Source organism: Streptomyces sp. NPDC029014, assembly GCF_055564695.1.
In genome coordinates this window covers 119,459-145,170 of the sequence record NZ_JBVHVT010000006.1, presented here as the reverse complement: position 1 = coordinate 145,170, position 25,712 = coordinate 119,459, and the positions used below count along the sequence as shown (strand labels likewise).

Annotated in this window: 22 protein-coding genes and 1 pseudogene; 11 read left to right on the top strand and 12 right to left on the bottom strand. The window is 69.5% G+C overall.

All coding sequences use genetic code 11. The features are described 5' to 3' along the window. Positions 1–28: 28 nt before the first annotated feature. Positions 29–2,296, bottom strand: a complete 2,268-nt coding sequence (locus ACZ4VL_RS05415; protein WP_468196118.1) for a DUF6049 family protein — start codon at positions 2,294–2,296, stop codon at positions 29–31. 185 nt (positions 2,297–2,481) lie between these two features. Here ACZ4VL_RS05415 and ACZ4VL_RS05410 point away from each other — a divergent pair, with 185 nt between their 5' ends. Then, entirely contained in the window at positions 2,482–3,924 is a 1,443-nt protein-coding gene (locus ACZ4VL_RS05410; protein WP_468196115.1) for a CCA tRNA nucleotidyltransferase, read from the top strand. 63 nt (positions 3,925–3,987) lie between these two features. Here ACZ4VL_RS05410 and ACZ4VL_RS05405 read toward each other — a convergent pair whose 3' ends face one another. From ACZ4VL_RS05405 to ACZ4VL_RS05395, 3 genes are all read right to left on the bottom strand, one after another. After that, positions 3,988–5,268, bottom strand: coding sequence for an MFS transporter (locus ACZ4VL_RS05405; protein WP_468196113.1), 1,281 nt, complete (start codon positions 5,266–5,268; stop codon positions 3,988–3,990). A gap of 119 nt (positions 5,269–5,387) precedes the next feature. Next, complete coding sequence (locus tag ACZ4VL_RS05400) at positions 5,388–6,470, bottom strand: inositol-3-phosphate synthase (protein WP_468196111.1); 1,083 nt, start codon at positions 6,468–6,470, stop codon at positions 5,388–5,390. A 49-nt stretch (positions 6,471–6,519) separates the two neighbouring features. Continuing rightward, complete coding sequence (locus tag ACZ4VL_RS05395) at positions 6,520–7,122, bottom strand: PadR family transcriptional regulator (protein WP_361093116.1); 603 nt, start codon at positions 7,120–7,122, stop codon at positions 6,520–6,522. 272 nt (positions 7,123–7,394) lie between these two features. On the opposite strand from ACZ4VL_RS05395, the gene ACZ4VL_RS05390 reads away from it, so the two are divergent. Beyond that, a complete protein-coding gene (locus ACZ4VL_RS05390) occupies positions 7,395–9,938 on the top strand; it encodes a transglycosylase domain-containing protein (RefSeq protein ID WP_468196107.1) in 2,544 nt (847 codons plus the stop codon). An 89-nt stretch (positions 9,939–10,027) separates the two neighbouring features. Then, positions 10,028–11,488, top strand: a complete 1,461-nt coding sequence (locus ACZ4VL_RS05385) for a glycosyltransferase family 87 protein (protein WP_468196104.1) — start codon at positions 10,028–10,030, stop codon at positions 11,486–11,488. Positions 11,489–11,530: 42 nt separating this feature from the next. Here the strand turns inward: ACZ4VL_RS05385 and ACZ4VL_RS05380 are convergent, their stop codons facing one another. From ACZ4VL_RS05380 to ACZ4VL_RS05370, 3 genes are all read right to left on the bottom strand, one after another. Then, complete coding sequence (locus ACZ4VL_RS05380; RefSeq protein WP_468196101.1) at positions 11,531–12,562, bottom strand: alanine racemase; 1,032 nt, start codon at positions 12,560–12,562, stop codon at positions 11,531–11,533. 65 nt (positions 12,563–12,627) lie between these two features. Next, a complete protein-coding gene (locus tag ACZ4VL_RS05375) occupies positions 12,628–13,746 on the bottom strand; it encodes a lipid II:glycine glycyltransferase FemX (protein WP_404237175.1) in 1,119 nt (372 codons plus the stop codon). Positions 13,747–13,878: 132 nt separating this feature from the next. Then, on the bottom strand, positions 13,879–14,193 hold the full coding sequence (locus ACZ4VL_RS05370; protein ID WP_468196098.1) for a hypothetical protein: 315 nt from the start codon (positions 14,191–14,193) through the stop codon (positions 13,879–13,881). 247 nt (positions 14,194–14,440) lie between these two features. On the opposite strand from ACZ4VL_RS05370, the gene rpsF reads away from it, so the two are divergent. From rpsF to rplI, 4 genes are all read left to right on the top strand, one after another. Next, the gene (gene rpsF, locus ACZ4VL_RS05365; RefSeq protein ID WP_361093134.1) at positions 14,441–14,731 is read left to right on the top strand and encodes a 30S ribosomal protein S6; all 291 of its coding nucleotides are present in this window, start codon (positions 14,441–14,443) and stop codon (positions 14,729–14,731) included. Positions 14,732–14,803: 72 nt separating this feature from the next. Further along, on the top strand, positions 14,804–15,382 hold the full coding sequence (locus ACZ4VL_RS05360; RefSeq protein ID WP_468196095.1) for a single-stranded DNA-binding protein: 579 nt from the start codon (positions 14,804–14,806) through the stop codon (positions 15,380–15,382). Positions 15,383–15,425: 43 nt separating this feature from the next. Beyond that, positions 15,426–15,662 carry a 30S ribosomal protein S18 gene (gene rpsR, locus ACZ4VL_RS05355; RefSeq protein ID WP_005315025.1) on the top strand — a complete coding sequence of 79 codons (237 nt, stop codon included), beginning with the start codon at positions 15,426–15,428 and terminating at the stop codon, positions 15,660–15,662. Between the two features lie 18 nt (positions 15,663–15,680). Continuing rightward, the gene (rplI, locus tag ACZ4VL_RS05350) at positions 15,681–16,127 is read left to right on the top strand and encodes a 50S ribosomal protein L9 (protein ID WP_468196093.1); all 447 of its coding nucleotides are present in this window, start codon (positions 15,681–15,683) and stop codon (positions 16,125–16,127) included. 149 nt (positions 16,128–16,276) lie between these two features. On the opposite strand, the gene ACZ4VL_RS05345 is transcribed toward rplI, so the two are convergent. Next, complete coding sequence (locus tag ACZ4VL_RS05345) at positions 16,277–17,614, bottom strand: MATE family efflux transporter (RefSeq protein WP_468196090.1); 1,338 nt, start codon at positions 17,612–17,614, stop codon at positions 16,277–16,279. Positions 17,615–18,049: 435 nt separating this feature from the next. Between ACZ4VL_RS05345 and dnaB the strand changes: the two genes are divergently transcribed. Both dnaB and ACZ4VL_RS05335 read left to right on the top strand, forming a co-directional pair. Beyond that, positions 18,050–19,525 carry a replicative DNA helicase gene (gene dnaB / locus ACZ4VL_RS05340; RefSeq protein WP_468196088.1) on the top strand — a complete coding sequence of 492 codons (1,476 nt, stop codon included), beginning with the start codon at positions 18,050–18,052 and terminating at the stop codon, positions 19,523–19,525. Positions 19,526–19,534: 9 nt separating this feature from the next. After that, positions 19,535–20,962, top strand: a complete 1,428-nt coding sequence (locus tag ACZ4VL_RS05335) for a serine hydrolase domain-containing protein (RefSeq protein ID WP_468196086.1) — start codon at positions 19,535–19,537, stop codon at positions 20,960–20,962. Here the strand turns inward: ACZ4VL_RS05335 and ACZ4VL_RS05330 are convergent. Both ACZ4VL_RS05330 and ACZ4VL_RS05325 read right to left on the bottom strand, forming a co-directional pair. After that, a pseudogene (locus ACZ4VL_RS05330) lies at positions 20,955–21,080 on the bottom strand (GNAT family N-acetyltransferase); the annotation flags it as partial. The gene ACZ4VL_RS05335 and the pseudogene ACZ4VL_RS05330 sit on opposite strands and share 8 nt — an antisense overlap. Then, positions 21,081–21,968 carry a GNAT family N-acetyltransferase gene (locus ACZ4VL_RS05325; RefSeq protein WP_468196084.1) on the bottom strand — a complete coding sequence of 296 codons (888 nt, stop codon included), beginning with the start codon at positions 21,966–21,968 and terminating at the stop codon, positions 21,081–21,083. 173 nt (positions 21,969–22,141) lie between these two features. Between ACZ4VL_RS05325 and ACZ4VL_RS05320 the strand changes: the two genes are divergently transcribed. Together ACZ4VL_RS05320 and ACZ4VL_RS05315 are read left to right on the top strand one after the other, a co-directional pair. After that, the gene (locus ACZ4VL_RS05320) at positions 22,142–22,792 is read left to right on the top strand and encodes an HAD family hydrolase (RefSeq protein ID WP_468196082.1); all 651 of its coding nucleotides are present in this window, start codon (positions 22,142–22,144) and stop codon (positions 22,790–22,792) included. A gap of 140 nt (positions 22,793–22,932) precedes the next feature. Further along, on the top strand, positions 22,933–24,117 hold the full coding sequence (locus ACZ4VL_RS05315) for a globin domain-containing protein (protein WP_468196079.1): 1,185 nt from the start codon (positions 22,933–22,935) through the stop codon (positions 24,115–24,117). A 35-nt stretch (positions 24,118–24,152) separates the two neighbouring features. Here ACZ4VL_RS05315 and ACZ4VL_RS05310 read toward each other — a convergent pair whose 3' ends face one another. Next, positions 24,153–24,632 carry an NUDIX hydrolase gene (locus tag ACZ4VL_RS05310; protein ID WP_361093161.1) on the bottom strand — a complete coding sequence of 160 codons (480 nt, stop codon included), beginning with the start codon at positions 24,630–24,632 and terminating at the stop codon, positions 24,153–24,155. A 60-nt stretch (positions 24,633–24,692) separates the two neighbouring features. After that, positions 24,693–25,604, bottom strand: a complete 912-nt coding sequence (locus tag ACZ4VL_RS05305) for a LysR family transcriptional regulator (protein ID WP_468196076.1) — start codon at positions 25,602–25,604, stop codon at positions 24,693–24,695. Between the last annotated feature and the right edge of the window lie 108 nt (positions 25,605–25,712).

Genomic DNA, 25,712 nt, shown 5'->3' with positions numbered 1-25,712 from the left:
GTCCCAGGCCGGCCGGCCACGGCATCGCTCAACGGTCCACTGTCTCACCCGCGCCGGACGGGCTGGTGCTTTGCGGTCCGGTGTCCGGGGTCCCGTCACTCGGCTGCGTGCTCTCCTCGGCGGCGGCCGCCCGGGCCGCGACGCGCTTGCGGCTGGCGTACATCTTGATGCCTGCCAGGACCAGGAGCAGCACCCCGCCGGCGATGACCAGCATCACAGTCGGTGTGATCTCGGTGGCCTCGACGGTGAACCTGCGCTCCTTGCCGTAGGGCACACCGTTCGTGGTGAAGAGCTGAGCGGTGACCTCGACGGGCCCGCTCGCGGTGGCGTTGGCAGTGAACTTGACCGTCTGGCTGTGGCCGCCCTGGACCGTGACTTCCTGCTCGGCCTCGCCGCCGTCGCCGAACATCAGGCGGGTCGGGTTGGCGGACTTCACGCGCAGGACGAGGTTGTGGACGTCCTGGACGAGGCTGTTCTGGACGCTGACCGGAATGGTCGCGCTGTGGCCGGACAGGGTGGCGTCGGACTTGGGAACGACCTTGACCTTCTCGGTCAGGCTGATCAGGTACTCCTGCACCTGGTTGCGGTAGTGCCCGGCGTCCTGGGGGCGGCCCCGCCAGGAGGTGGACATCTCGCGGTTGGTGGTGTTGCCGAACGGGATCTCGACGCGGTCGGGCGAGGTCAGGATGACCTTGAAGTGGTCGAGGGTGTTCTGGGTGGTGCGGATCTTCTCGAACGCAGCCACCGGCAGCTCGGTCTTGCGCAGCGCCTCGGGGTACTGGCCGGCGCCCGGGACCTGGGTGTTGACGCCGGCATCCGGCTTGGCCGCGGCAGCGGCGTCGAGGTCCACGGGCTGCGTCCAGCGGCCCGCCTGCAGGGCGCGCAGCGCATCGGCCATCGACTGCGCCTGGCTGGCGGAGGGCATCCGCTGCGGGGTGACGACGAAGCTGCGCTGGTTGTCGGTCTTCTGCAGGTTGAGGGCCAGGCTGTGGGCGAGGAAGCGCTGCACGGCCAGGGTGGAGTTCCCGGCATTCAGCATGTCGCCCTCGAAGGCCGTCGACAGGTCGGCGTCGGCGACGACGGCGGTGGTTCCCGCGCCGATGGGGCGGGCCGCCGACGGGGTGTAGCCGAGGGCGCCGGTCTCCTGGAGGCTGTCGCTGCGGGCGAGCACGTTGTGGGCGCCCGCCGAGGTGGCGACGTTGACGATCGACGGGTCGATGGCGCCGTCCACGGGCCAGGAGAAGTCGGTGGACGGGGTGACGTGCAGGACGGTTTCCACCGCCTGCTTCGCCTTGTCGGTGGCGGGCCGCAGCTGGCCGAGGGTGCCGGAGACGTCCTTGCCCTGGTGGGCGAGGGAGGCGATGTCGGGGTCGGCGAACGGCAGCGCGACGACCTTCTTGCCCTGGACGGCCGCTTCGAGGGAGCTCAGCCACTGCTCGGCGACGGCCTTGTTCCGACCCTGGACGATCTTTCCGTCCGGGGTGCGGTAGCGGTAGCCCTTGGTCATCGCGTCGACCGTGTACAGCAGGTCGGGATCGACGACCCAGGTGATCGGCAGCTCCTTGCCCAGCGAGACCATCCGCTCCAGGCGGCCGCCGGTTCTGAGCTCGTCGGCGAGGGAGTCGTCGAGGAACACCGGCGTCTGCACCTCGTCGGAGCCGGTTTCCGCGGTCAGCCGGGTGGTGGAGACCAACGGCCACAGGTAGCTGAGCTGGGAGCGCTTGGCAGCCGGCTCCGGCTGCCAGGGCAGGAACGTCCGCTTGATGCCCAGCACCTGCTCGTAGGGCCGGCTCTCGGTCTCCCCGGACAGCGAGACGCCCAGCTGGTACACGCCCTCCTTGTCCAGCTCCAGCTTGTTCACCGGGATCGAGAGGGTGAAGGACTGGCTGGCCTTGGAGGCAAGCGACGCGATCTTCGCGGAGTACGCCTGGTCGACCTCGCCCGGGTCCGTACCGGCCCGGAAGCCGGCCCGCTCCGCCGCCTCGTCGATCGAGGCCCGGTCCCCGAGGGCGGGCCCGACCCGCAGGCCCACGTGGGCGCCCGTGATCGTCTCGCGGCCGGTGTTGACCACGGTGCCGGAGATCGTGAGCGTGTCGCCCTTGACCGGGGCGGCCGGGGCCACGGTGCTCAGCTGGACCTCGACGCCCCCCGCGTCGGCCGCCTGCGCCCGGGGCGAGGGTGCGGAGACGAGCGCGGCGAGGACGGGCGTCCCGGCCAGCAGGACGGCCGTGCGCCGCAGCCACCGGCGCCGGGCAGGAGCGGGGGACGCCCCCTGGATATCTGCCGCCTCGGCCACGCGCTAGCCCGTCCCTCGAAGTGTCAGTGGTCGTCGTGTGTGCGTCCAGGAATGGTAACGAGACCCGCTGCGTGCGAGTGCCGCGCCTTGCTCCACATGATCGGTTCCGCGCCCCCGGCGCCGCAGGGCGGGGTGGCCGCAAACCCGGGAGCCCTTGCCGGGCCGGGCACGTACCCTTTTCTGTTGTGCCGAACGCCAACGAAGACAACCCCAGTGCCCTGAATCAGGTGCAGCACCGCGCGGTCAGCGAACTGCTGCGGGTCGCCCCTGTCGCCGACGAGCTCGGCCTCCGCTTCCAGAAGGCGGGCTTCAGCCTCGCCCTGGTCGGCGGGTCCGTACGCGACGCGTTGCTCGGGCGTCTCGGCAACGATCTCGACTTCACCACCGATGCCCGCCCCGAGGACGTTCTGAAGATCGTCCGGCCGTGGGCCGACTCGGTCTGGGACGTCGGCATCGCCTTCGGCACCGTTGGGGCCCAGAAGGCGGGCTTCCAGATCGAGGTGACCACGTACCGCTCGGAGTCGTACGACCGCACCTCCCGCAAGCCCGAGGTCTCCTACGGCGACTCCATCGAGGAGGACCTCGTCCGCCGCGACTTCACGGTGAACGCGATGGCGGTCGCGCTGCCGGAGAAGGTGTTCGTGGACCCGCACGGTGGCCTGGAGGACCTCCGTGCGTGCGTGCTGCGCACTCCCGGCACACCGGAGGAATCTTTCTCCGACGACCCGCTGCGGATGCTGCGTGCGGCGCGTTTCGCCGCGCAGCTCGACTTCGAGGTCGCCCCCGAGGTCGTCGCGGCGATGACGGAGATGTCCGAGCGGATCGAGATCGTCTCGGCGGAGCGGGTGCAGGGCGAGCTGAACAAGCTGATGCTGTCCGCGTACCCCCGCAAGGGCCTGGGCCTGCTCGTGGACACGGGGCTGGCCGACCACGTCCTGCCCGAGCTGCCCGCCCTGCGTCTGGAGCGTGACGAACACCACCGTCACAAGGACGTCTACGATCACTCGCTGATCGTGCTGGAGCAGGCGATCGACCTGGAGGAAGACGGTCCGGACCTGGTGCTGCGGCTCGCGGCCCTGTTCCACGACATCGGCAAGCCCCGCACCCGCCGGTTCGAGAGCGACGGCCGGGTCTCGTTCCACCACCACGAGGTGGTGGGCGCCAAGATGACCAAGAAGCGCATGACCGCGCTGAAGTACTCCAACGACATGATCAAGGACGTCTCCCGGCTGGTGGAGCTGCACCTGCGGTTCCACGGCTACGGGGACGGCGAGTGGACCGACTCGGCCGTGCGGCGCTACGTCCGCGACGCCGGCCCGCTGTTGGAACGGCTGCACAAGCTGACCCGGTCGGACTGCACCACCCGCAACAAGCGCAAGGCCAGCGCCCTCTCGCGCACGTACGACAGCCTGGAGGAGCGCATTGCGCAGCTCCAGGAGCAGGAGGAACTGGATGCGATCCGGCCGGACCTGAACGGCAACGAGATCATGCAGGAGCTGGGCGTGGGCCCGGGTCCGCTGATCGGGAAGGCCTACGCCTTCCTGCTGGAGCTGCGGCTCGAGAACGGCCCGATGGAGCGGGAAGCCGCAGTGGGCGCACTCAAGGAGTGGTGGGCCGCGCAGGCCTGATGAACGACGCTCCGGGTGGGTGTTTCACGTGAAACACCCACCCGGACACGCTGCGTGACGAGGTCAGCTGTGTGTTTCACGTGAAACACGACTGTGGCGCCCGAGGTAGACGGCGGTCAGTGCGTACAGCACGGAAACGGTGACGAGGAGCAGCGCGGACCGCCCGTCGGCGGGGAGCATGAGCGCGGACACGGCGGCCGCGAGCACGAAGGCGACGTTGAACAGCACGTCGTAGACCGAGAAGACCCGGCCCCTGAAGTCGTCGTCCACCCGGGACTGCACGACGGTATCGGTGGCGATCTTGGCGCCCTGGGTGGCGAGGCCGAGGACGAACGCTGCCACGAGCATCGGACCCGGCAGGAAGAACAGGCCGAGCGCGGGAACCAGCGCGGCGGCCATGGCCGAGCAGGCGGTGATCCAGCCCAGGGTGCCCAGCCGGCCCACCATCCAGGGCGTGACGACGGCGGCGGCGAAGAACCCCGCTCCGGAGACGCCGACCGCGACGCCCAGCAGGGCGAGCCCGTCGGACTCGTTGTCCGACCAGGAGTAACGGCAGAGCATCAGCAGGGTGACCGTGAGGGCCCCGTAGCAGAACCGCATCAGCGTCATCGCGGTGAGCGCCCGGGCGGCCTCGCGCCGGCGGGCCAGGTGCCGCAGCCCCTCGACCATGCCCCGGACGGTGAGGGCGATACCCTGGGTGACCGTCGGGTGGACCACGCCGGCGCGGTGGTCGGGCCCCAGCAGATCGACCGCCAGCCGCAGCGAGACCAGCGCCGCGCAGAGGTAGAGGCCGGCCCCGAGCAGGACGACCACGGTGTTGGAATCGGAGGCCAGCAGCCGCAGGAGGAAGGCCAGCCCGCCGCCGGCGGTCGCGGCCAGGGTTCCTGCGGTGGGAGAGAGTGCGTTGGCGGTGACCAGCTGGCCGGGCGAGACCACGTGCGGCAGGGAGGCGGCGAGTCCGGCCAGGACGAACCGGTTGACCGCGGTCACGGACAGGGCCGAGGCGTAGAAGAGCCAGTCGGGGACGTGCGCGACGATCAGCACACCGGTGGTGCAGGCCAGGAAGGCCCGCAGCAGGTTCCCGTAGAGGAAGACCTGACGACGGCGCCAGCGGTCCAGGAGCACCCCGGCGAAGGGGCCGATCACGGAATACGGGAGCAGCAGGACCGCCATCGCCGAGGCGATCGCCGCGGGCGAGGTCTGCTTCTCCGGGGAGAAGACAACATAGGTGGCCAGGGCCACCTGGTAGACCCCGTCGGCGGCCTGGGAGAGCAGCCGTACGGTGAGCAGGTTGCGGAAGTCCCTCAGGCGCAGGAGTACGCGCAGATCACGTACGACAGGCATGAGGGCAAGGGTCACACACGCGGAGGGTCCCCGGGCAGATTGCCCGGGGACCCTCCGCGGAAGAACAGTCGAAGTCCAGGTGTCCTGGGGACCCCCGGGTGCCTCGTGTCGTGTCCTGTTTAGCGCTCGACCTCGCCCTTGATGAACTTCTCGACGTTCTCCAGGGCCTCGTCGTCGAAGTACTGGACCGGCGGGGACTTCATGAAGTAGCTGGAGGCCGACAGGATCGGGCCGCCGATGCCGCGGTCCTTGGCGATCTTCGCGGCGCGCAGCGCGTCGATGATGACACCGGCGGAGTTCGGGGAGTCCCACACCTCGAGCTTGTACTCGAGGTTCAGCGGGACGTCGCCGAAGGCGCGGCCCTCGAGGCGGACGTAGGCCCACTTGCGGTCGTCGAGCCAGGCGACGTAGTCGGACGGGCCGATGTGGACGTTCTTCTCGCCCAGGTCGCGGTCGGGGATCTGCGAGGTGACGGCCTGCGTCTTGGAGATCTTCTTCGACTCCAGGCGGTCGCGCTCCAGCATGTTCTTGAAGTCCATGTTGCCGCCCACGTTGAGCTGCATGGTGCGCTCGAGACGGACACCGCGGTCCTCGAACAGCTTCGCCATCACGCGGTGCGTGATGGTGGCGCCGACCTGCGACTTGATGTCGTCGCCGACGATCGGGACACCGGCCTCGGTGAACTTGTCGGCCCACTCCTTGGTGCCGGCGATGAAGACCGGGAGGGCGTTGACGAAGGCGACCTTGGCGTCGATGGCGCACTGGGCGTAGAACTTTGCCGCCTCTTCGGAGCCGACGGGCAGGTAGCAGACCAGAACGTCGACCTCGCGGTCCTTGAGGACCTGGACCACGTCGACCGGGGCCTCGGCGGACTCCTCGATCGTCGCGCGGTAGTACTTGCCCAGGCCGTCGAGGGTGTGACCGCGCTGGACGGTCACGCCGGAGGGCGGAACGTCGCAGATCTTGATGGTGTTGTTCTCGCTGGCGCCGATGGCGTCCGAGAGGTCGAGGCCGACCTTCTTCGCGTCGACGTCGAAGGCGGCGACGAACTCGACGTCACCGACGTGGTACTCGCCGAACTGGACGTGCATCAGCCCGGGGACCTTGGACGCCGGGTCGGCGTCCTTGTAGTACTCGACGCCCTGCACCAGCGAGGCGGCGCAGTTGCCCACGCCGACGATGGCTACGCGAACCGAACCCATTCCGGTTGCTCCCTGTTTGTTCTCGGACGAGGCCTGCGAGGTGCAGGCCTCACTTTGCGGTTTCGTCGGGCGGGCCGGGTCGTCTCAGATCCCGTCCTGCCCGCTCACTCTCGATGAGCTCGTTCAGCCAGCGCACTTCGCGCTCCACGGACTCCATTCCGTGCCGCTGCAGCTCAAGCGTGTAGTCGTCGAGGCGCTCCCGCGTACGGGCGAGCGAGGCGCGCATCTTCTCGAGGCGCTCCTCGAGCCGGCTGCGACGGCCTTCGAGGACCCGCATGCGCACGTCCCGCTCGGTCTGGCCGAAGAAGGCGAACCGGGCGGCGAAGGTCTCGTCCTCCCAGGTGTCGGGGCCCGTGCGGGACAGGAGCTCCTCGAAGTGCTCCTTACCGGCCGCCGTCAACCGGTAGACGATCTTGGCGCGGCGCCCTGCGAGTGAAGCGGCGAGAGCGTCCTCCGGGGCGTTGCCCGGCTCCTCGGCCAGCCAGCCGTTGGCGACCAACGTCTTGAGGCAGGGGTAGAGCGTCCCGTAGCTGAACGCCCGGAATACCCCCAGCGAGGTGTTGAGCCGCTTGCGCAGTTCGTAGCCGTGCATGGGGGACTCGCGAAGCAGGCCGAGGACGGCGAACTCGAGGATGCCTGAGCGCCTGCTCATCCGCCTGCCTCCTTCGCCTCTGAGTTTTTATACCGAGCTGATGTATCGGCTCGATACATCCAGACGATAGAACGGGGCACCGTCGTCGACAAGTGGGGACCTCGTGACCGGCATCACATCACTGATTCGCGGGAGGCGACTTGCCTGATTTGGGGTGAACTTCGGCACTGTTCGGGTTTTGGGCGTGCGTAGTCTTTGCGGCAGGACACAGGGGGAACCGGAATTCACCAGCCGCTTCCAGGCCACTCGCCTGCCCGAGGAGTAGTCGTTCGATGAGCGAGCACCGCCGCAAACCGCCGCAGCCCGAGGGCAGCGGACGTGCCGCTGCCCGCCGGGCCGCCCAACAGCGCCCCGGACACGGCGCCGGGCCCGCGCGCGACGTCCCCACGGCGTCGTACAGCGGACCGTACGCAGACCCCCGCGGCCACGGCAGCCGCGCAGATGCGCGCCGGGCAGCCCAGCGCGGATCCGGAACCCGAGGACGGGGCGCGGGCCGCTCCGACAAGCGGTTCATCAACTACCCGCGCTCCGACAAGGAGGGCTGGCAGCGCTTCGTGCCGTCGTGGAAGTTGGTGGGCGGCACGGCCCTGGGCTTCTTCGCGGTGATAACGGCAGGGGCCGGTATCGGCATCGCCGCGGTGAGCACGCCGGACCCGAACCTCGCCGCACAGGCCCAGAACAACGTGTTCTTCTGGGACGACGGCACGCAGATGGTCGCCACCGGCGGCACCATGAACCGGCAGATCGTGCCCATCGACAAGATCCCCAAGTCGATGCAGAACGCCGTGATCTCCGCGGAGAACGAGTCCTTCGAGACGGACAAGGGCGTCGACCCGATGGGCATCGCCCGCGCCGTGTGGAACATGGCCAAGGGCGGCTCCACACAGGGCGGTTCGACCATCACCCAGCAGTACGTGAAGAACACGTACCTGGACTCGGACCAGACGCTGAAGCGCAAGGTCACCGAGCTCTTCATCTCGATAAGGCTCGGCATGACCGAGGAGAAGGGCAAGATCCTCGCCGGCTACCTCAACACCGCCTACTACGGGCGCGATGCCTACGGCATCCAGGCGGCCGCGCGCGCCTACTTCGGCAAGGACTGCTGGAACCTGACGCCCTCCGAGAGCGCCTTCCTGGCCTCCGTGCTCAAGGGCCCCAACCTCTACAACCCGGACGGCGGCATCGGGCCCACGGCCACCCCCGAGCAGAACACGGCGCGGGCCCAGGCCCGCTGGGCCTGGGTGCTGGACCGTGAGGTCGCCGTCGGCCGCATGCAGAAGTCGGAGCGGGACCAGTTCAAGGACTTCCCCAAGCTCGTCGACTCCGAGCAGGCCCGCAGCCTCTCCGGCCAGACCGGCTACCTGGTCGAGACGGCCAAGCAGTACGTCATGAAGGTCGCGAAGATCCCCCCGGAGCAGATGGCCAGGGGCGGCTACCAGATCAAGACCACCTTCCAGAAGCCGAAGGTCGACGCCCTGGCCAAGGCGGTCGACGAGACCCGCAACGACTTCCTCGACGAGAAGGCCCGTCCCGAGCACGACACCTTCGTCCAGTTCGGCGCGGCCTCGGTGGACGTGAAGACCGGCGCGATCGTGGCCCTGTACGGCGGCCCGGGGATGGACAAGAAGTACTTCAGCAACAACGCCAACACCATCGGTGTCCCGGTCGGTTCGACCTGGAAGCCGTACGTGCTGGCGGCGGCCATGGAGTACGGCACCCAGAACTCCAAGGGCCAGGGCCTCTCGCCCGACAGCAAGTACATGGCCAACGACCTCACGGTGATCAACAACCGTGAGGGCAAGCCGCTGCGCGACTCCGCCGGCAAGCCGTTCCGGCAGAAGAACGAGAGCGAGTACCCCTACGGCTACGTGACCCTCAACGAGGCGATGGAGAAGTCCATCAACGTGCCGTTCGCGCAGCTCGTCTTCGACGTCGGCCACAGCAAGGTCCGTGAGGTGGCCAAGGCCACGGGCATCCTCGACGACTCGATGAACCCGAACAACGACGCCTCGTTCGCCCTGGGCACCTCGACCCCGAGCGCCATCCGCATGGCCGACTCGTACGCCACCTTCGCCGCGTCCGGCGTCCACCGCGAGCCCTTCTCCGTGCGCAGCGTGCAGAAGGACGGCAAGGACCTGCCCGGCTTCGAGCCGCCCAAGGAGCAGCGGGCGATGGACGACACCATCGCCGACAACGTCACCAAGGTGCTCGAGAACGTGGTGCAGAACGGCACCGGCACCAAGGCCAAGAAGCTCGGCCGGCCGGCCGCCGGCAAGACCGGTACCACCGACTTCAACAAGTCGGCCTGGTTCGTCGGCTACACCCCGGAGCTGTCCACCTCGGTCACGCTCTTCCGTACCGACCCGAACTCGCCGGACAAGAAGCTGATCTCCATGAACGGCGTGGGCGGCACCGACTCCATCCACGGTGGCGACATCCCGGCCGTGATCTGGACCGCCTACATGAAGGACGCGCTCAAGGACGCCCCGGTCAAGGACTTCCCGGAGCCCGACAAGATCGGTGTGATCGCGGACTCCGCCGGCGCCCCCTCGCCGAGCCCCTCCGTCTCGCCCTCGCCGTCCACGTCGGTGTCCCCGTCCCCGTCGACCTCCCTGTCGCCCTCCCCGTCGCCCTCCCGGGGCGGCAAGCCGTCCTGCAAGCCGTGGCAGCTGTACTGCATCCCCGACAGCGGCGGTAACAACAACGGTGGCAACGACGGCGGCGGCGGATCCACCGGATCGCCGTCCCCGACGATGACGGGCAGGCCGGGCCGCCCCGGCGGTAGCAACTGGGCGCCCTTCACGAGCGAGGGCTGACCCCGCCCCGTCCCCTGACCGGAGGAGGGCCGCCGCATCCGTCGCGGCGGCCCTCCCGCGTGCCCGGCGCCGTACGGCAGGATGAGCGCATGACGAAGGTGCAGGAGGACCGGCCGGTACTGCCCACCCGGCAGGACGAGGTCGCCGCGGCGGGCAGCGAGTTCATCGGCGGTCCCATCGGCCGCTACGCCAGGCTGGGCGGCCATTGGCTGAACCCGGTCCGCGTCGTGGTGCTGGTCGCCCTCGGGATGTTCGCGCTCGGCATGGTGCAGAAGCTGCCCTGCTACGACTGGGCGTGGTTCCGTGGCGCCGGATCCCAGTACACCCACGCCTGCTACTCCGACATCCCGCACCTCTTCGTCGCTCGCGGCTTCGCCGACGGCCTCACCCCGTACTTCGACCGCCTGCCGGGAGACATGGAGTACCTCGAGTACCCCGTGCTCACCGGCCTGTTCATGGAGGTCGCGTCCTGGCTGACCCCGGGCGGCGGCTCCATGCAGCACCGCGAGCAGATGTACTGGATGGTCAACGCCGGGATGCTGATGAGCTGCGCCGCGGTCATCGCCGTGTGCGTCGCCCGCACCCACCGCCGCCGGCCCTGGGACGCGCTGCTCTTCGCCCTCGCGCCCGCCTTCGCGCTCACCGCGACGATCAACTGGGACCTGCTGGCCATCGCCCTGACCGCCGCGGCCATGCTCATGTGGTCCCGCGGCCGCACCCTGCTCTTCGGTGTCCTCGTCGGCCTGGCCACCGCCGCGAAGCTCTACCCCGTCCTGTTGCTCGGGGTGCTGTTCGTGCTGTGCTGGCGGGCCGGGAAGTGGCGGGCGTTCGGTACGGCGGCCCTCGGCGCGGCCGCCTCCTGGCTCGTGGTGAACCTGCCCGTCATGCTGCTCGCCTGGGACGGCTGGAAGAAGTTCTACACCTTCAGCCAGGAGCGGCCCATCGACTTCGGCTCGGTGTGGCTGCTCATCTCCCAGCGCTCCGGCAACCCGCTGCACGACGCCAACACCTACGCCACGGGCCTGACGCTGCTGCTGTGCGCGGGCATCGGCCTGCTCACGCTCACCGCGCCCCGCCGCCCGCGCTTCGCGCAGCTGGCCTTCCTGGTCGTGGCCGCGTTCATCCTGGCCAACAAGGTGTACTCGCCGCAGTACGTGCTGTGGCTCATCCCGCTCGCGGCGCTGGCCCGGCCGCGCTGGCGGGACTTCCTCGTCTGGCAGGCCACCGAGGTCGTCTACTTCCTCGGGATCTGGTTCTACCTGGCCTACACGACCAGCGGCGATAAGCACCAGGGCCTGCCCACGGAGGGCTACCAGCTGGCCATCGCCGCCCATCTGCTCGGCACCCTCTACCTGTGCGCGGTCGTCGTGCGCGACATCCTGATGCCCGAGCGGGACGTCGTACGCCGCGACGGGTCGGACGACCCCTCCGGCGGTGTCCTGGACGGGGCCGAGGACGTGTTCGTGCTCTCGGACGCAGCGAGGGCGCCGCAGGAAGCGGCGCCCTCGGAAGGACAGCGGGTCAGCTGGGGCAAGGCCCCCGTCGACTGACGGCCCCGGACCCGGGCCGGGCGTGACCCGGCCCGGACCGGATCAGGCGTCGACGATCCGGTCGAACTGCGTCGTCGTGTGGCGCAGGTGTGCCACGAGCTCGTCGCCGACCTGGGGCTCGGGCGCGTCCGACGGCACGAAAAGGATGGAGACCTGCATGTGCGGCGGCTCGGCGAACCAGCGCTGCTTGCCCGCCCACACGAAGGGCGAAAGGTTCCGGTTCACGGTGGCCAGGCCGGCCCGGGCCACGCCCTTGGCCCGCGGCATGACGCCGTGCAGGGCCTTGGGAGCCTCCAGGCCCACTCCGTGGGAGGTGCCGCCCGCCACCACGACGAGCCAGCCGTCCGAGGCGGCCTTCTGCTGCCGGTAACCGAACCGGTCGCCCTTGGCGACCCGGGTGACGTCCAGGACGCTGCCGCGGTACTCGGTCGCATCGTGGTCCCCCAGCCACAGCCGGGTGCCGATGCGCGCCCGGAAGCGGGTCTGCGGGAACTGCTGCTGCAGCCGTGCCAGGTCCGCGGACTTCAGGTGGCTGACGAACATGGTGTGCAGCGGCAGGCGGGCCGCGCGCAGCCGGTCCATCCAGCCGATGACCTCCTCGACCGGGTCCGAGCCGTCCGGGCGGTCCAGGGGCAGGTGGAGGGCGAAGCCCTCCAGCCGCACGTCCTCGATCGCCGCGTGCAGCTGGCCGAGGTCCTGCTCGGAGATGCCGTGGCGGCGCATCGAGCTCATGCACTCGATGACCACGCGGGCGCCGACCAGGCCGCGGACCCCGTCCAGCGAGGCCACGGAGCGGATCACCCGGTCCGGCAGCGGGACCGGGTCCTCACCGCGCCGGAACGGGGTGAGGACGAGCAGGTCGCCGCTGAAGAGGTCCTTTATGGCCGCAGCCTCGTACGTCGTGCCGACGGCGAGGGTGTCCGCGCCCAGGCGGGTCGCCTCCTCGGACAGCCGGTCGTGGCCGAAGCCGTAGCCGTTGCCCTTGCAGACCGGGATCAGTCCGGGGAACTGGTCCTGGATCTGCTTGTGGTGCGCACGCCAGCGCGCGGTGTCGACGTAGAGCGTGAGCGCCATGCCCGTCCGGAGCCTCTCTGGAATGGCTGCGTGAAGCAGCGGTGCGAAGGGTGGGGTGCAGCCGGTCAGCGACGCGACATGTAGATGTCGAGCGCCTTGTGCAGCACCTTGTTGAGCGGGAAGTCCCACTCGCCGACGTACTCGACGGCCTCGCCGCCCGTACCGACCTTGAACTGGATCAGGCCGAACAGGTGGTCGTTCTCGTCCAGCGTGTCACTGATGCCGCGCAGGTCATAGACGCTCGCGCCCAGCGCGTACGCGTCGCGCAGCATGCGCCACTGCATCGCGTTGGAGGGCCGCACCTCGCGCTTGTGGTTGGCGGAGGCACCGTACGAGTACCAGACGTGCTGGCCAACGGTGATCATGGTTGCTGCGGCCAGCGCCTCACCCTCGTGCTGGGCGATGTAGAGCCGCATCCGGTTCGGGTCCTCGGCGTTGAGGGCCGTCCACTGGCGCTGGAAGTAGCTGAGCGGGCGCGGGCGGAACTTGTCGCGCTCGGCCGTGATCTCGTACAGGTGCTGCCAGGTGGCCAGGTCGTCGTAGCCGCCCTGGACGACCTCGACGCCGGCCTTCTCGGCCTTCTTGATGTTGCGGCGCCACAGCTGGTTGAAGCCCTTGAGGACGTCGTCCAGCGAGCGGTTGGCGAGCGGCACCTGGAAGACGTAGCGGGGCTGGACGTCGCCGAAGCCGGCGCCGCCGTCCTCTCCCTGCTGCCAACCCATGCGGCGCAGCTTGTCGGACACCTCGAAGGCGCGCGGCTCGATGTGCGAAGGCTCCACGTCGCGCAGGCGCTTGACGTTCGGGTCCTGGATGCCGCCCTTGATGGCACCGGAGTTCCAGCGCCGGATGACGACGGGCGGGCCCATCTTCACGGTGAAGGCGCCCTGGCGCTTGAGGTGCGCCAGCATCGGCTGGAGCCACTCCTCCAGGTTCGGGGCGAACCAGTTGATGACCGGGCCCTCGGGCAGGTAGGCGAGGTACCGCTTCACCTTGGGCAGCTGGCGGTACAGCACGAGTGCGGCACCGACGAGTTCGTCGTTCTCGTTGAACCATCCGAGGTTCTCGGACCGCCACTCGTTCTTCACGTCGGCCCACGCCGGGACCTGGCAGTGGCTAGCCGAGGGCAGGCTCTGGAGATAACCCAGATGCTGCTCTCGGCTGATGGTCCTCAGGGACAGGCTCATGCGGGGCGTCTCCTCCGGCGGCTTCGCTGGCTATGGCGCGAAGCCTACTGCGACAAGGGCGCCACCCTTCTGGGGGACGGGCCCTATCCGGGCCGGTCGGGGGGTGGACGCCCTGTCGCGGAGGTGCCCCGGTCAGCCCAGAAGACCGCCGAAGAGGCCGCCGTGGGCCATGCCGAGATAGAAGCCGAGGCCGGATGCGCCAAGGCCGATGATCAGCGCGAAGCGCTCGCGTGTCGTTTCCGAGATGAATTGTCCGTACGCGCCGGTCAGGATCCCGACCAGCCCGGTCCACGACGTGATCAGGTGCAGATTGTCGAAGAATGCTGTGATGCATGCCACGGCGCCGCAGATGAGCGTGATCGCCATCAGGGTGTCCTGCAGCGGATGGGGCTTGCCGTCGGTCGCGAGGAGCGAGATGGAGGGCTGGGAGCGCATTGCCTGTGCCATCGGAAGGCACCTCCTGGCTGAAGCAGACCGGTGCTGCGGGCCTGCCTCCGGGCCGGGGGCATAGCACCGAGCACACCCGATGCCTACAGATTGTGGCCTCCCTGCGCCGGATTTCAACCGGAAGAAGGCGGCGGGGTAGTCTGTACGGTCTGCGCGGTGTCTGCTCTCAGGCGCCGTGCGGCACGCATCACGACCCTCCTGCCACGGAACGACCGTGGCCGCTGAGTCCAAAGGAGGTGGGTTCCACATGCGTCACTACGAAGTGATGGTCATCCTCGACCCCGATCTCGAGGAGCGCTCTGTCGCCCCCCTGATCGAGAACTTCCTCTCCGTGGTCCGCGAGGCCAACGGAAAGGTCGAGAAGGTCGACACCTGGGGCCGTCGTCGTCTCGCTTACGAGATCAAGAAGAAGCCCGAGGGCATCTACTCGGTCATCGACCTGCAGGCCGAGCCCGCGGTCGTCAAGGAGCTCGACCGCCAGATGAACCTGAACGAGTCGGTTCTCCGGACCAAGGTCCTTCGCCCCGAGACCCACTGAACCTCGGTTCAGCGGTAATCGGGTTCGAGTAGCACAGCAGCCAGCAGCAAATCCCCGCCGAGAGGTTCATCCATGGCAGGCGAGACCGTCATCACGGTCGTCGGCAATCTCGTCGACGACCCCGAGCTGCGCTTCACCCCCTCGGGTGCGGCGGTCGCGAAGTTCCGTGTCGCGTCCACCCCCCGCACCTTCGACCGTCAGACCAACGAGTGGAAGGACGGCGAGAGCCTGTTCCTGACCTGCTCGGTGTGGCGGCAGGCGGCAGAGAACGTCGCCGAGTCCCTCCAGCGGGGCATGCGCGTCGTCGTGCAGGGCCGGCTGAGGCAGCGGTCGTACGAGGACCGTGAGGGTGTCAAGCGCACGGTCTTCGAGCTGGACGTCGAGGAAGTCGGTCCCAGCCTGAAGAACGCCACGGCCAAGGTCACCAAGACCACCGGCCGCGGTGGCCAGGGTGGGTACGGCGGCGGCCAGCAGGGCGGCGGCGGTGGCGGCGGCTGGGGCGGAGCCCCCAGCGGCGGTCCGCAGGGCGGCGGAGGTACCTCCGACGACCCGTGGGCGTCCAGCGCGCCGGCCGGTGGCGGCCAGCAGGGCGGCGGCGGTGGCTGGGGTGGAAACTCCGGCGGCGGCTACTCGGACGAGCCTCCCTTCTAGGGAAGCTCGCACCCCCACTTCTTGATCACACAGGAGAGACACCATGGCGAAGCCGCCTGTGCGCAAGCCGAAGAAGAAGGTCTGCGCTTTCTGCAAGGACAAGACCGCGTACGTGGACTACAAGGACACGAACATGCTGCGGAAGTTCATTTCCGACCGCGGCAAGATCCGTGCCCGCCGCGTTACCGGCAACTGCACGCAGCACCAGCGTGACGTCGCCACGGCCGTGAAGAACAGCCGTGAGATGGCGCTGCTGCCCTACACGTCCACCGCGCGATAAGGAAAGGGTGACCGACTAATGAAGATCATCCTGACCCAGGAGGTCTCGGGCCTCGGTGCCGCCGGCGACGTCGTTGACGTCAAGGACGGTTACGCTCGCAACTACCTGGTCCCGCGTGGTTTCGCGATCCGCTGGACCAAGGGTGGCGAGAAGGACGTGGCGCAGATCCGCCGCGCCCGCAAGATCCACGAGATCGCGACCATCGAGCAGGCCAACGAGGTCAAGGCCCAGCTCGAGAGCACGAAGGTCCGTCTGGCCACCCGCTCGGGTGACGCCGGCCGCCTCTTCGGCTCCGTGACCCCGGGTGACATCGCCACGGCGATCGAGGCTTCCGGTGGTCCGAAGGTCGACAAGCGCCGCGTGGAGCTGGCTGCCCCGATCAAGACCCTCGGTTCGTACCAGGTCTCCGTGCGTCTGCACGCCGAGGTCGCCGCGAACGTGGGCGTCGAGGTCGTCGCTGCCTAAGTGCTGCGCATGAAGGGCCGCACCCTGACGGGTGCGGCCCTTCGTCGTTGGTGCGGACGTCGGGAAGCCGTGTTTCACGTGGTCCCCTGTTTCACGTGAAACGGGGGAGCCTGCGAGGGCATGTTTCACGTGAAACACGGGCCTCGGACTCAGCGGGTCGCCCCGGCGACGGCCCAGCGGCCGGAGCGGGCGCGCAGCTGGAGGGTCACCAGCCGGACCAGCATCATCAGCGTCATGGCCCACCACAGGGCCGTCAGCCCCCCGCCTACGGCCGGCACGAGCAGGGCGGCCGGGGCGAACACGGCCAGCGTAGTCAGCATCGCCCAGGCCAGATAGCGTCCGTCGCCCGCACCCATCAGGACCCCGTCGAGGACGAAGACCACCCCGGCGACGGGCTGGGACACGGCCACGACCAGCAGAGCAGGGAGCAGGGCCTCCTCCACCACCGGGTCGGTGGTGAACAGCGGCACGATCAGGGGGCGGGCCACGGCCACCAGTGCGCCGAGGATGGCGCCGGACACGACCCCCCACTGCACCATGCGGCGGCAGACGGCTTTGGCGCCTCCGATGTCGCCGGCTCCCAGGTACCGGCCGATGATCGCCTGTCCGGCAATGGCGATCGCGTCCAGGGCGAAGGCGAGCAGGCTCCACAAGGCGAGCAGGATCTGGTGGGCGGCGATGTCCGCGTCACCGAGCCGGGCGGCCACGGCGGTCGCGATCATCAGGACGGCCCGCAGGGACAGGGTGCGGATGAGCAGTGGTACGCCGGCCTGGGCGCAGGCCCGGATGCCCGCCGCGTCGGGGCGCAGCGAGGCTCCGTGCCGCCGGGCCCCGCGGACCACCACGAAGAGGTAGGCGGCTGCCATGGCGCACTGCGCGGCGACCGTGCCCCAGGCTGAGCCGGCGATACCGAGGCCGGCTCCGTAGACCAGAGCGACGTTGAGGCCGGCGTTGAGGGCGAAGCCGGCCACGGCCACGTAGAGCGGCGTGCGGGTGTCCTGGAGGCCGCGGAGGACCCCCGTGGCCGCCAGGACCACGAGCATGGCGGGGATGCCGAACGCCGAGATCCGCAGGTAGGTGATCGCGTAAGGGGCAATGGTGTCGGAGGCCCCGAAGGCCGAGACGAGCCAGGGCGCCGTGGGGAGCGTGACGGCGACGACGGCGGCGCCCAGCAGGAGGGCGAGCCAGATGCCGTCCATGCCCTGCCGGATGGCGGCCCCAAGGTCGCCCGAACCGACGCGGCGGGAGACGGCCGCAGTGGTGGCGTAGGCGAGGAAGACGAACACGCTGACGGCGGTCGTCAGCAGAGCGGCGGCGACACCGAGCCCGGCCAGCTGGGAGGTGCCGAGGTGCCCCACGATGGCGCTGTCGGCCAGCACGAAGAGGGGTTCCGCGACGAGCGCTCCGAAGGCCGGTATGGCGAGAGCGAGGATCTCTCGGTCGTGCCGTCCCGGTGCAGCCTTCGGTGTGTCCAGGGCCTGTGTCATGCGCCCAATCTAATCTTCCACAGGTAACAGACACAACCGTGTTGTGAGGCTTACTGAACGATCCGTTCCGGCGTCCGTGACACCCTGTCGGAGGCGATCTCGGGACTGCGGCGAAGAATTTTCTCCCCCACAGGCGGTGGAGGAAGAATGTGCAGGTCAGGCATGGTGATTGGGTGGGTCAGGTGATTTTGTCCACAGCGCCGTCCCCCGGTCCGTACACAGCTTCGGACGAGTTACCCACAGCATTGGGTCCGTCGTCCACATCTCATCCACACAGCCTGTGGATAACAAGATTGGCTGACGCCGCTCCCGGCCCTACCGTTGTGCGTTGCCCGACCGGTCGACCGCCGACTCGGGTGTCCCAAATGTCAGGGCCGTGCCCCCGGAGCGAGCGGCACGGTGAGGTCCGCGTTGCGGACGTGAGGAGGCGGGCCGGTGAGTATGCCCGAGCCCATGGACGACCCCTGGGCCGACAGCGGTCCGGGTGACCGTCTGCCCACCCGCTCCCGCCGCGGCGCCGACGGCCGGGGCCGCGGGGACGAGCAGCACGAGCGGGGCCGCGAGGGCGGCTCCTGGGACGGCGGCGGCTTCGAGCGGGTTCCGCCGCAGGACCTCGACGCCGAGCAGTCGGTGCTCGGCGGCATGCTGCTGTCCAAGGACGCCATCGCGGACGTCGTGGAGATCATCAAGGGCCACGACTTCTATCGGCCCTCGCACGAGACCATCTACCAGGCCGTCCTCGACCTCTACGCCAAGGGCGAGCCCGCCGACCCGATCACGGTCGGCGCCGAGCTGACCCGGCGCGGCGAGATCGGCAAGGTCGGCGGCGTCTCGTACCTGCACACGCTGGTCCAGTCGGTGCCCACGGCCGCCAACGCCTCGTACTACGCGGAGATCGTCCACGAGCGCGCCGTCCTGCGCCGCCTCGTCGCCGCTGGCACGAAGATCACGCAGATGGGATACGCGGCGGACGGCGACGTCGACGAGATCGTCAACAGCGCCCAGGCCGAGATCTACGCCGTCACCGAGCAGCGGACCTCCGAGGACTACCTGCCCCTCGGCGACATCATGGAGGGCGCGCTCGACGAGATCGAGGCCATCGGCTCGCGCAGCGGCCAGATGTCCGGTGTTCCGACCGGGTTCACCGACCTCGACTCGCTCACCAACGGCCTGCACCCGGGCCAGATGATCGTCATCGCGGCCCGACCCGCCATGGGTAAGTCCACGCTCGCGCTGGACTTCGCACGTGCCTGCTCCATCAAGAGCAACCTGCCGAGCGTGATCTTCTCCCTCGAAATGGGGCGCAACGAGATCGCGATGCGCCTGTTGTCCGCAGAGGCCCGCGTCGCCCTGCACCACATGCGCTCCGGCACGATGACGGACGACGACTGGACCCGGCTGGCCCGCCGGATGCCGGACGTCTCCGCCGCCCCGCTGTACATCGATGACTCCCCCAACCTGTCGATGATGGAGATCCGGGCGAAGTGCCGGCGCCTGAAGCAGCGCAACAACCTGGCCCTCGTGGTCATCGACTACCTCCAGCTGATGCAGTCGGGCGGCTCCCGCCGGCCCGAGAGCCGTCAGCAGGAGGTCTCCGACATGTCCCGAAACCTCAAGCTGCTGGCCAAGGAGCTCGAGGTGCCGGTGATCGCGCTGTCCCAGCTGAACCGTGGTCCCGAACAGCGCACCGACAAGAAGCCGATGGTCTCCGACCTGCGTGAGTCGGGCTCGATCGAGCAGGACGCCGACATGGTGATCCTGCTGCACCGCGAGGACGCGTACGAAAAGGAGTCGCCGCGCGCGGGCGAGGCCGACCTGATCGTGGCCAAGCACCGAAACGGCCCCACGGCGACGATCACGGTCGCCTTCCAGGGCCACTATTCGCGTTTCGTGGACATGGCCAACACGTAGCATCCGGGCATGAACGACGCCCTGCCTGAAGACCAGGACCTGCTTCCCTGCACCCGGCGTGCCCTCGGGCACCGGATCGCCGTCGCCCAGAACGAGGGCCGGGCGCCTTCGGTCGCCGCCGCTGTGGCGCGGGGAGGCGACCTGGTCTGGGAAGGGTCCCGTAGCTCGGTCGACGGGCACGGCCCCGACGGGAACGTGCAGTACCGGATCGGGTCGATCACCAAGACCTTCACGGCCGTTCTGGTGATGCGGCTGCGCGACGAGGGCCTGGTGGCACTCGAAGACCCTCTGGAGAAGCACCTACCGGGGAGCGGCGTCGGAGAAGTGACCGTCCGGCAGCTACTCGCCCACACAGCAGGTTTGACCGCTGAGACGCCCGGTGCGTGGTGGGAGCGGAGCTCCGCCTCCCTGCGCCCGGAACTCTCGGACGTCCTCGGGGAGGAGCCGCTTCTCTTCGAGGCGGGCCGGCGCCACCACTACTCCAACCCCGGCTACACGTTGCTGGGTTCACTTGTGGCCGCCGTGCGCGGCAAGCCCTGGGAAGAGGTGCTGCGCACCGAGGTGCTGGAGCCGCTGGGGCTGGACCGGACGACGGTTCAGGCGCAGGCGCCGTACGCGGACGGCTGGGCAGTCCACCCGTGGGCCGATGTGCTTCTGCCCGAACCGTCGGAGGACCTGGGACTGATGGCGTCGGCAGGTCAGCTGTGGTCCACCACACGGGACTTGGCGCGGTTCGGGCGGTTCCTGCTGCACGGGGACGAGCAGGTGCTCGACACGGAATCCGTGCGGGAGATGGCCGCCGCGGCGGCGCCCGCCGAGCCGGGGCTCGCCGAGTTCGGCTACGGGCTGGGCATGCAGCTGACGCAGAGCAGCGGTCGGCGGCTCGCGGGGCACTGCGGTTCGCTGCCCGGCTTCGTCGCGGGGCTGTGGCTGAACCAGGCCGAGGACGTGGTGGCCGTGGTGCTGGCGAACTGCACGTCGGGGCTGCCGGCCGGGACCGTGGCCGCGGACCTGCTGACCATCGTCGCTGACGCCGAACCGCGCTTCCCCGAGCCGTGGAGGCCCTTCGCCCAGGCGGACCCCGTGGCACTGGAGCTGTGCGGGCCCTGGTACTGGGGGCCGGCGCCGCATGTGGTGCGGCTTCGGTCGAACGGGGAGCTGGAACTGGGTCCTGCGGGCGCCCTGGGTCGGGCGGCCCGGTTCCGGGCGGAGCCGGACGGCAGCTGGCGGGGCCTGAACGGCTACTACGCGGGGGAGACGCTGCGGGCGGTCCGGCGGGCCGACGGCTCGGTGAGCCACCTCGACCTGGGGTCGTTCATGTTCACCCGGCAGCCTTACGACACCGAGGCCCCGGTACCGGGCGGGGTGGACCCGCAGGGCTGGCGGGGGATCGGGCCGGGCCCGATCGGCCCGGCCGGCCGTTCGACCAGAGGGTGAGCATGGAGCCGATGCGCGACGCGGTGAATCCGAGCCGCTCGTAGAAGCGGTGGGCCTCGGTGCGGGGCGCGTCGGAGGTGAGCTGGACCAGGTGGCAGTTCTGGGAGGGGCTCCTCTCTCAGCCGGCGGCCACGGTGAGCGGGGCCCAGCGCCGGGTCCAGTCGCCGGGGAGCCCGGGGATGTCTCGGGTCATGACGGCGTTGAAGGCGATGGATTCCAGACCGCGCTCCTTGAGCCAGCTGACGAACTCCTCGTGGCGGACGTCGACATCCGTGCGCAGGGGCCTGCGGGTGGTGGCGGCGAGGGCAGTGACGAGAGCCTGAGCGCAGGCCGTGTCGCGGGCGACCAGTGGGCCGATCACATGCGTCTCCATATTGGGCCAGATGGCGGCGTACCCGGTGAGGTGGCCCGCGCGGTCCTCGGCGATCAGGAGCCGGTCCGCAAAGGCAGGGAGCCTCGTGATCAGGTGGGTCCGGTCGGCTCCGAACACCTCGGCGTCCAGGCGGAGGATTCGTGCGATGTCCTCGGCAGCGGCGGGCCGGACCGTGGTGCCGCCCGGCTCCGGGGCTGCGGGGTCTGGGCGGAAGGAGCCCAGGAGCATCTCGGCCCGGCCCGTTGCGTTGAAGCCGAGCTCCTCGTAGAGGGGGCGGCCGTAGGGGGTGGCGTGAAGGGTGAGCGGGACACCGTCGAGGACGTCGTCGCCGAGGTGCTTCATCAGGCGGCGCCCCAGGCCCTTGCGGGCGTACCGATCGGCCACGAGGACCATGCCGATGGCGGCCAGCTCGGGCTTGTCGTAGGTGTGTCCGTAGAAGGTGACGACACAGGCGGCGGCGAGCCCCCGCCCGTCCGGGGCGTCGACTCCGTAGCCCTTGCCCGCGGCGAGGAGCAAGCCCCACTTGTGGTCCTCGCGCGGCCACCCGCGGTCTTCGGAGAGGTTGGCGCAGTGACGGAGATCTTCCACCGTCAGCGCACGGATCGGCAGGTCGGTGAGGTGTGGTGGTGTCACGGGCTCAGATTGGATCATCAGCGGGGACACGTCCAGGGGAATTCGGGCGATGTTCGGCGTTGATCGGTCTGATGTTTCACGTGAAACCGCACGATGTTTCACGTGAAACCAGAACCGGGGTTTCACGTGAAACACGCCGTTTCACGTGAAACCAGCGGCTAGCCTCCACTGACATGACCTTGTTGCACCTCTTCGACCTCGACGGCACCCTGATGTACGGCTCGGCAGCGACGGTGGAGATCTCCCGACAGCTCGGCCTGAGCGCGGAGATCGCCGAGTTGGAGCGAGCGTTCGGAGCCCGAGAGATCGATCCGCCGGAGTTCTCGGTGGCGGCCCATGCACTGTGGGCCGGACTGACTCCCGACCATGTCCGGGCGGCCTTCGGCGGCGCTCCCTGGCTGGCCGGGATCCGCGAGGTGTGGCAGGAAATCCGGGAACGGGGCGACTACTGCGCGGTCATCTCCCTCTCGCCGTCGTTTTTCGTGGAGCTGCTGCTGGAGTGGGGTGCGCACGCCGCCCACGGCTCGGTGTTCCCCGAGGTCCCGTTCACCCGGCCCGTCGACGTGACCGGGATCCTGACACCGAAGGACAAGGTCACCGTGGCCGACCGGCTGTGCTCCCGGTTCGGGGTCGACCGCGCGGACTGCGTGGCGTACGGCGACTCGGTGACCGATGAGGTGCTCTTCGAAGCGGTGCCGGTATCGGTGGCGGTCAACGCCCGGCCCGCCCTGGCCGAGCGCGCCACGCACGTATACGAAGGGCGGGATCTGCGCGACGCATACCAGCTCGTTGCAGCGGCACGCCCGGGAGTTGAGGCATCTTAAGAGGAAAGTGGGTTCGAAACGCGGGATTTCTCCATTCCCCCGCGAGTGTCTGGGTCGGCTGGCAGTCTGTGAGCCCCGGAACCACGGATTCGAAGGCCGTGGCGTGCTTACCGACCGAGATGTTCGAAGCGAGGCACCGCATGGACGCTCCGCCCACCAGATCGGCCAGAGGGACGGCCTGGATACCGTCCGGGGACAGCCTGGCCGAGCCCTCCCCGGACGCGGTGCTCATCCGCCGGACGCTGGAGGAGATCGCACCCATCGCTGACCGGGTGACCTCCTACTTCTACGCCCTGGTGTTCGCCGGGCACCCGGAAGTACGGGGCATGTTCCCGGCCGCGATGGACGCCCAGCGTGACAGGCTGCTGAAGGCGCTGCTCACCGCGGCCGAACACATCGACGACCCTCATGTCCTCACGCCGTACCTCCAGCGGTTGGGCACGGGGCACCGCAAGTACGGCACGCTCGCCGGCCACTATCCGGTGGTCGGCGAGGCCCTCATCGGGGCGCTGTCGCGGTACGCCATGAACACCTGGGGGCCGGAGGCGGAGGCCGCGTGGGTGCGGACCTATACCGCCATCTCACAGATCATGATCGATGCCGCCGCCGAGGACGAGCGGAAGTCCCCGGCGTGGTGGCACGCCGAGGTGGTCTCCCACGAGCTGCGCACGCCCGACATCGCCGTGCTGACCGTCCGCCCCGATCAGCCGTACACCTTCCTCGCCGGCCAGTACACGAGCCTCGAGACGCCGTGGTGGCCACGGGTCTGGCGGCACTACTCCTTCGCCTCGGCCCCGCGCGCCGACGGTCTGCTGTCCTTCCACGTCAAGGCCGTTCCCGCCGGCTGGGTCTCCAACGCCCTCGTACGCCATGCCCGCCCCGGCGACGTACTGCGCCTCGGGCCCCCGGCCGGGTCGATGGTGGTGGACCACAGCACCGACAACGGAATGCTGTGCCTGGCCGGCGGCACCGGCATCGCCCCGATCAAGGCACTGATCGAGGACGTGGCCGTACACGGAGAACGGCGTCCGGTGGAGGTATTCTTCGGGGCGCGCACCGACGGCGACCTGTACGACAAGGACACCCTGCTGGGGCTCCAACGCTCGCACCCGTGGCTGTCGGTACGCCCGGTCGTCTGCGAGGGCCTGGAAGGACAGCTGCCGCGCGCGGTCGGCCGGCACGGGCCGTGGAGCTCGTACGACGCCTTCGTCTCGGGGCCGCCGGCGATGATCCGCAGCGGTGTGGGCGAGCTCCAGCGGATCGGCATTCCCCGCGAGCGGATCCGCTACGACGCGGTTGAGGAGCTGGCGGGCGTCGCCGGCTGAGACCGCCGGGCGCCCGCCTTGTGAAGAGCGCCGGATCAGCCCAGGTCGGGAGCGTGCATGGCGCGCACACCCTCGATGTTTCCGTCCAGGTAGTGGCGCAGTGACAGCGGTACGAGGTGGACGGCCGCGATGCCGACCCGGCTGAACGGCACCCGCACGATCTCGTATGTACCCTCCGGCTGCTCCACCTCGGGGCCGTGCCGCTCGGAAGGATCCATCGAAGCGAGCCGGCAGACGAAGAAGTGCTGGACCTTCACTCCGGTCACTCCCCCGTCGGCGATGTGCTCGACGGTGTCGACGAAGCAGGGCACCACATCGGTGATCTTGGCTCCCAGCTCCTCGTGGACCTCCCGGTGGAGGGCGTCCACGACGGTCTCGTCCGAGGGCTCGACTCCCCCGCCGGGAGTCAGCCAGTAGGGGTCGACGCCGGGCTTGGTGCGTTTGATGAGGATCAGGTCGTCACCGTCGAGCAGGATCGCGCGGGCGGTGCGTTTGACCACGGGACGTTCGGTCATGGGAGAAGAGTGGCCCAGGACTCGCCTTCTGAAACGCGCCACGGGCCGGAACCGGAACGCTCACCACTGCGCGGCGGCGCGCACCAGCCGCTCGTGGGCGCGGGAGAGGTGGGCCAGGGAGAGGCTTCCGGCGCGGACGACGAGGAACCAGGTCCGCAGCGGCGGTACGGCAGGCTCCAGCAGGGCGACGATCTGCCCGCTGTCGAGGGCGCCCTGGCACAGGTAGCGGGGCAGGACGGCGAGCCCGGCGCCGGCCCGGACGCATTCGAGTACGGCCCGCAGGTCCGGAACGACCACGGTGGCGGCATCGGGCTGCCGGGTGGTGTCGGGGTGGGTCTCGAAGACGGCGGCCCAGTAGCGGGTGATCAGCGGCAGGCTCTCGTGGACCTCGACGAGCGGAATGCCGTCGAGGGTGGCGGGCCCGGTGTCGCGCAGCCGGTCCGGGTCCACGAGGGCGGCCCAGTAGGGCGCGGCGACCAGGACGTGCTCCTCGTCGCACAGGGCGGTGGCGGTGAAGAGTTCGCCGCGCGGGCGGGCGGTGGTGACGACGAGGTCGTGGTGGCCGGCGGCGAGCCCGTCGAGGGTCTCCTCGGCTCCGGTCCGCAGGGTGGTCCGCAGGGTGTGGCCCTGGCCGACGAGCGGGGCGAGGGCAGGCAGGACCCGCAGGCACAGGAACTCCGGGGGGCCGGCCAGGTGCAGGGTGCGGGACGCCCCGGCGGCCTCCCGCTCGGCCTCGGTGATCTGCAGGAGGGCGTCGAGGTGCGGGGCTGCCTTGTGGGCGAGCTCGTCCCCGACGGCGGTGGGGGTGACCCCGCGGGCCCGCCGGTGGAACAGGGGGCGGCCCAGCTGGCGTTCGAGGGTGCGGATCTGGGACGTGACGGCGGGCTGGGACAGCCCGAGGAGCGCAGCGGCACGGGTGAACGAGCCGGCCCGGTGTACGGCGACGAAAGTGCGCAGCAGGGCCAGGTCCATGAGGGGCCCCTCTCGGTGGGGGCCTTCAACTATAAATATGTCGATAGGCCCCTGTCGTTACCGTGATTGGACTCTGACGCTGGGTCAACTAGCCTTGAACACGTGGTT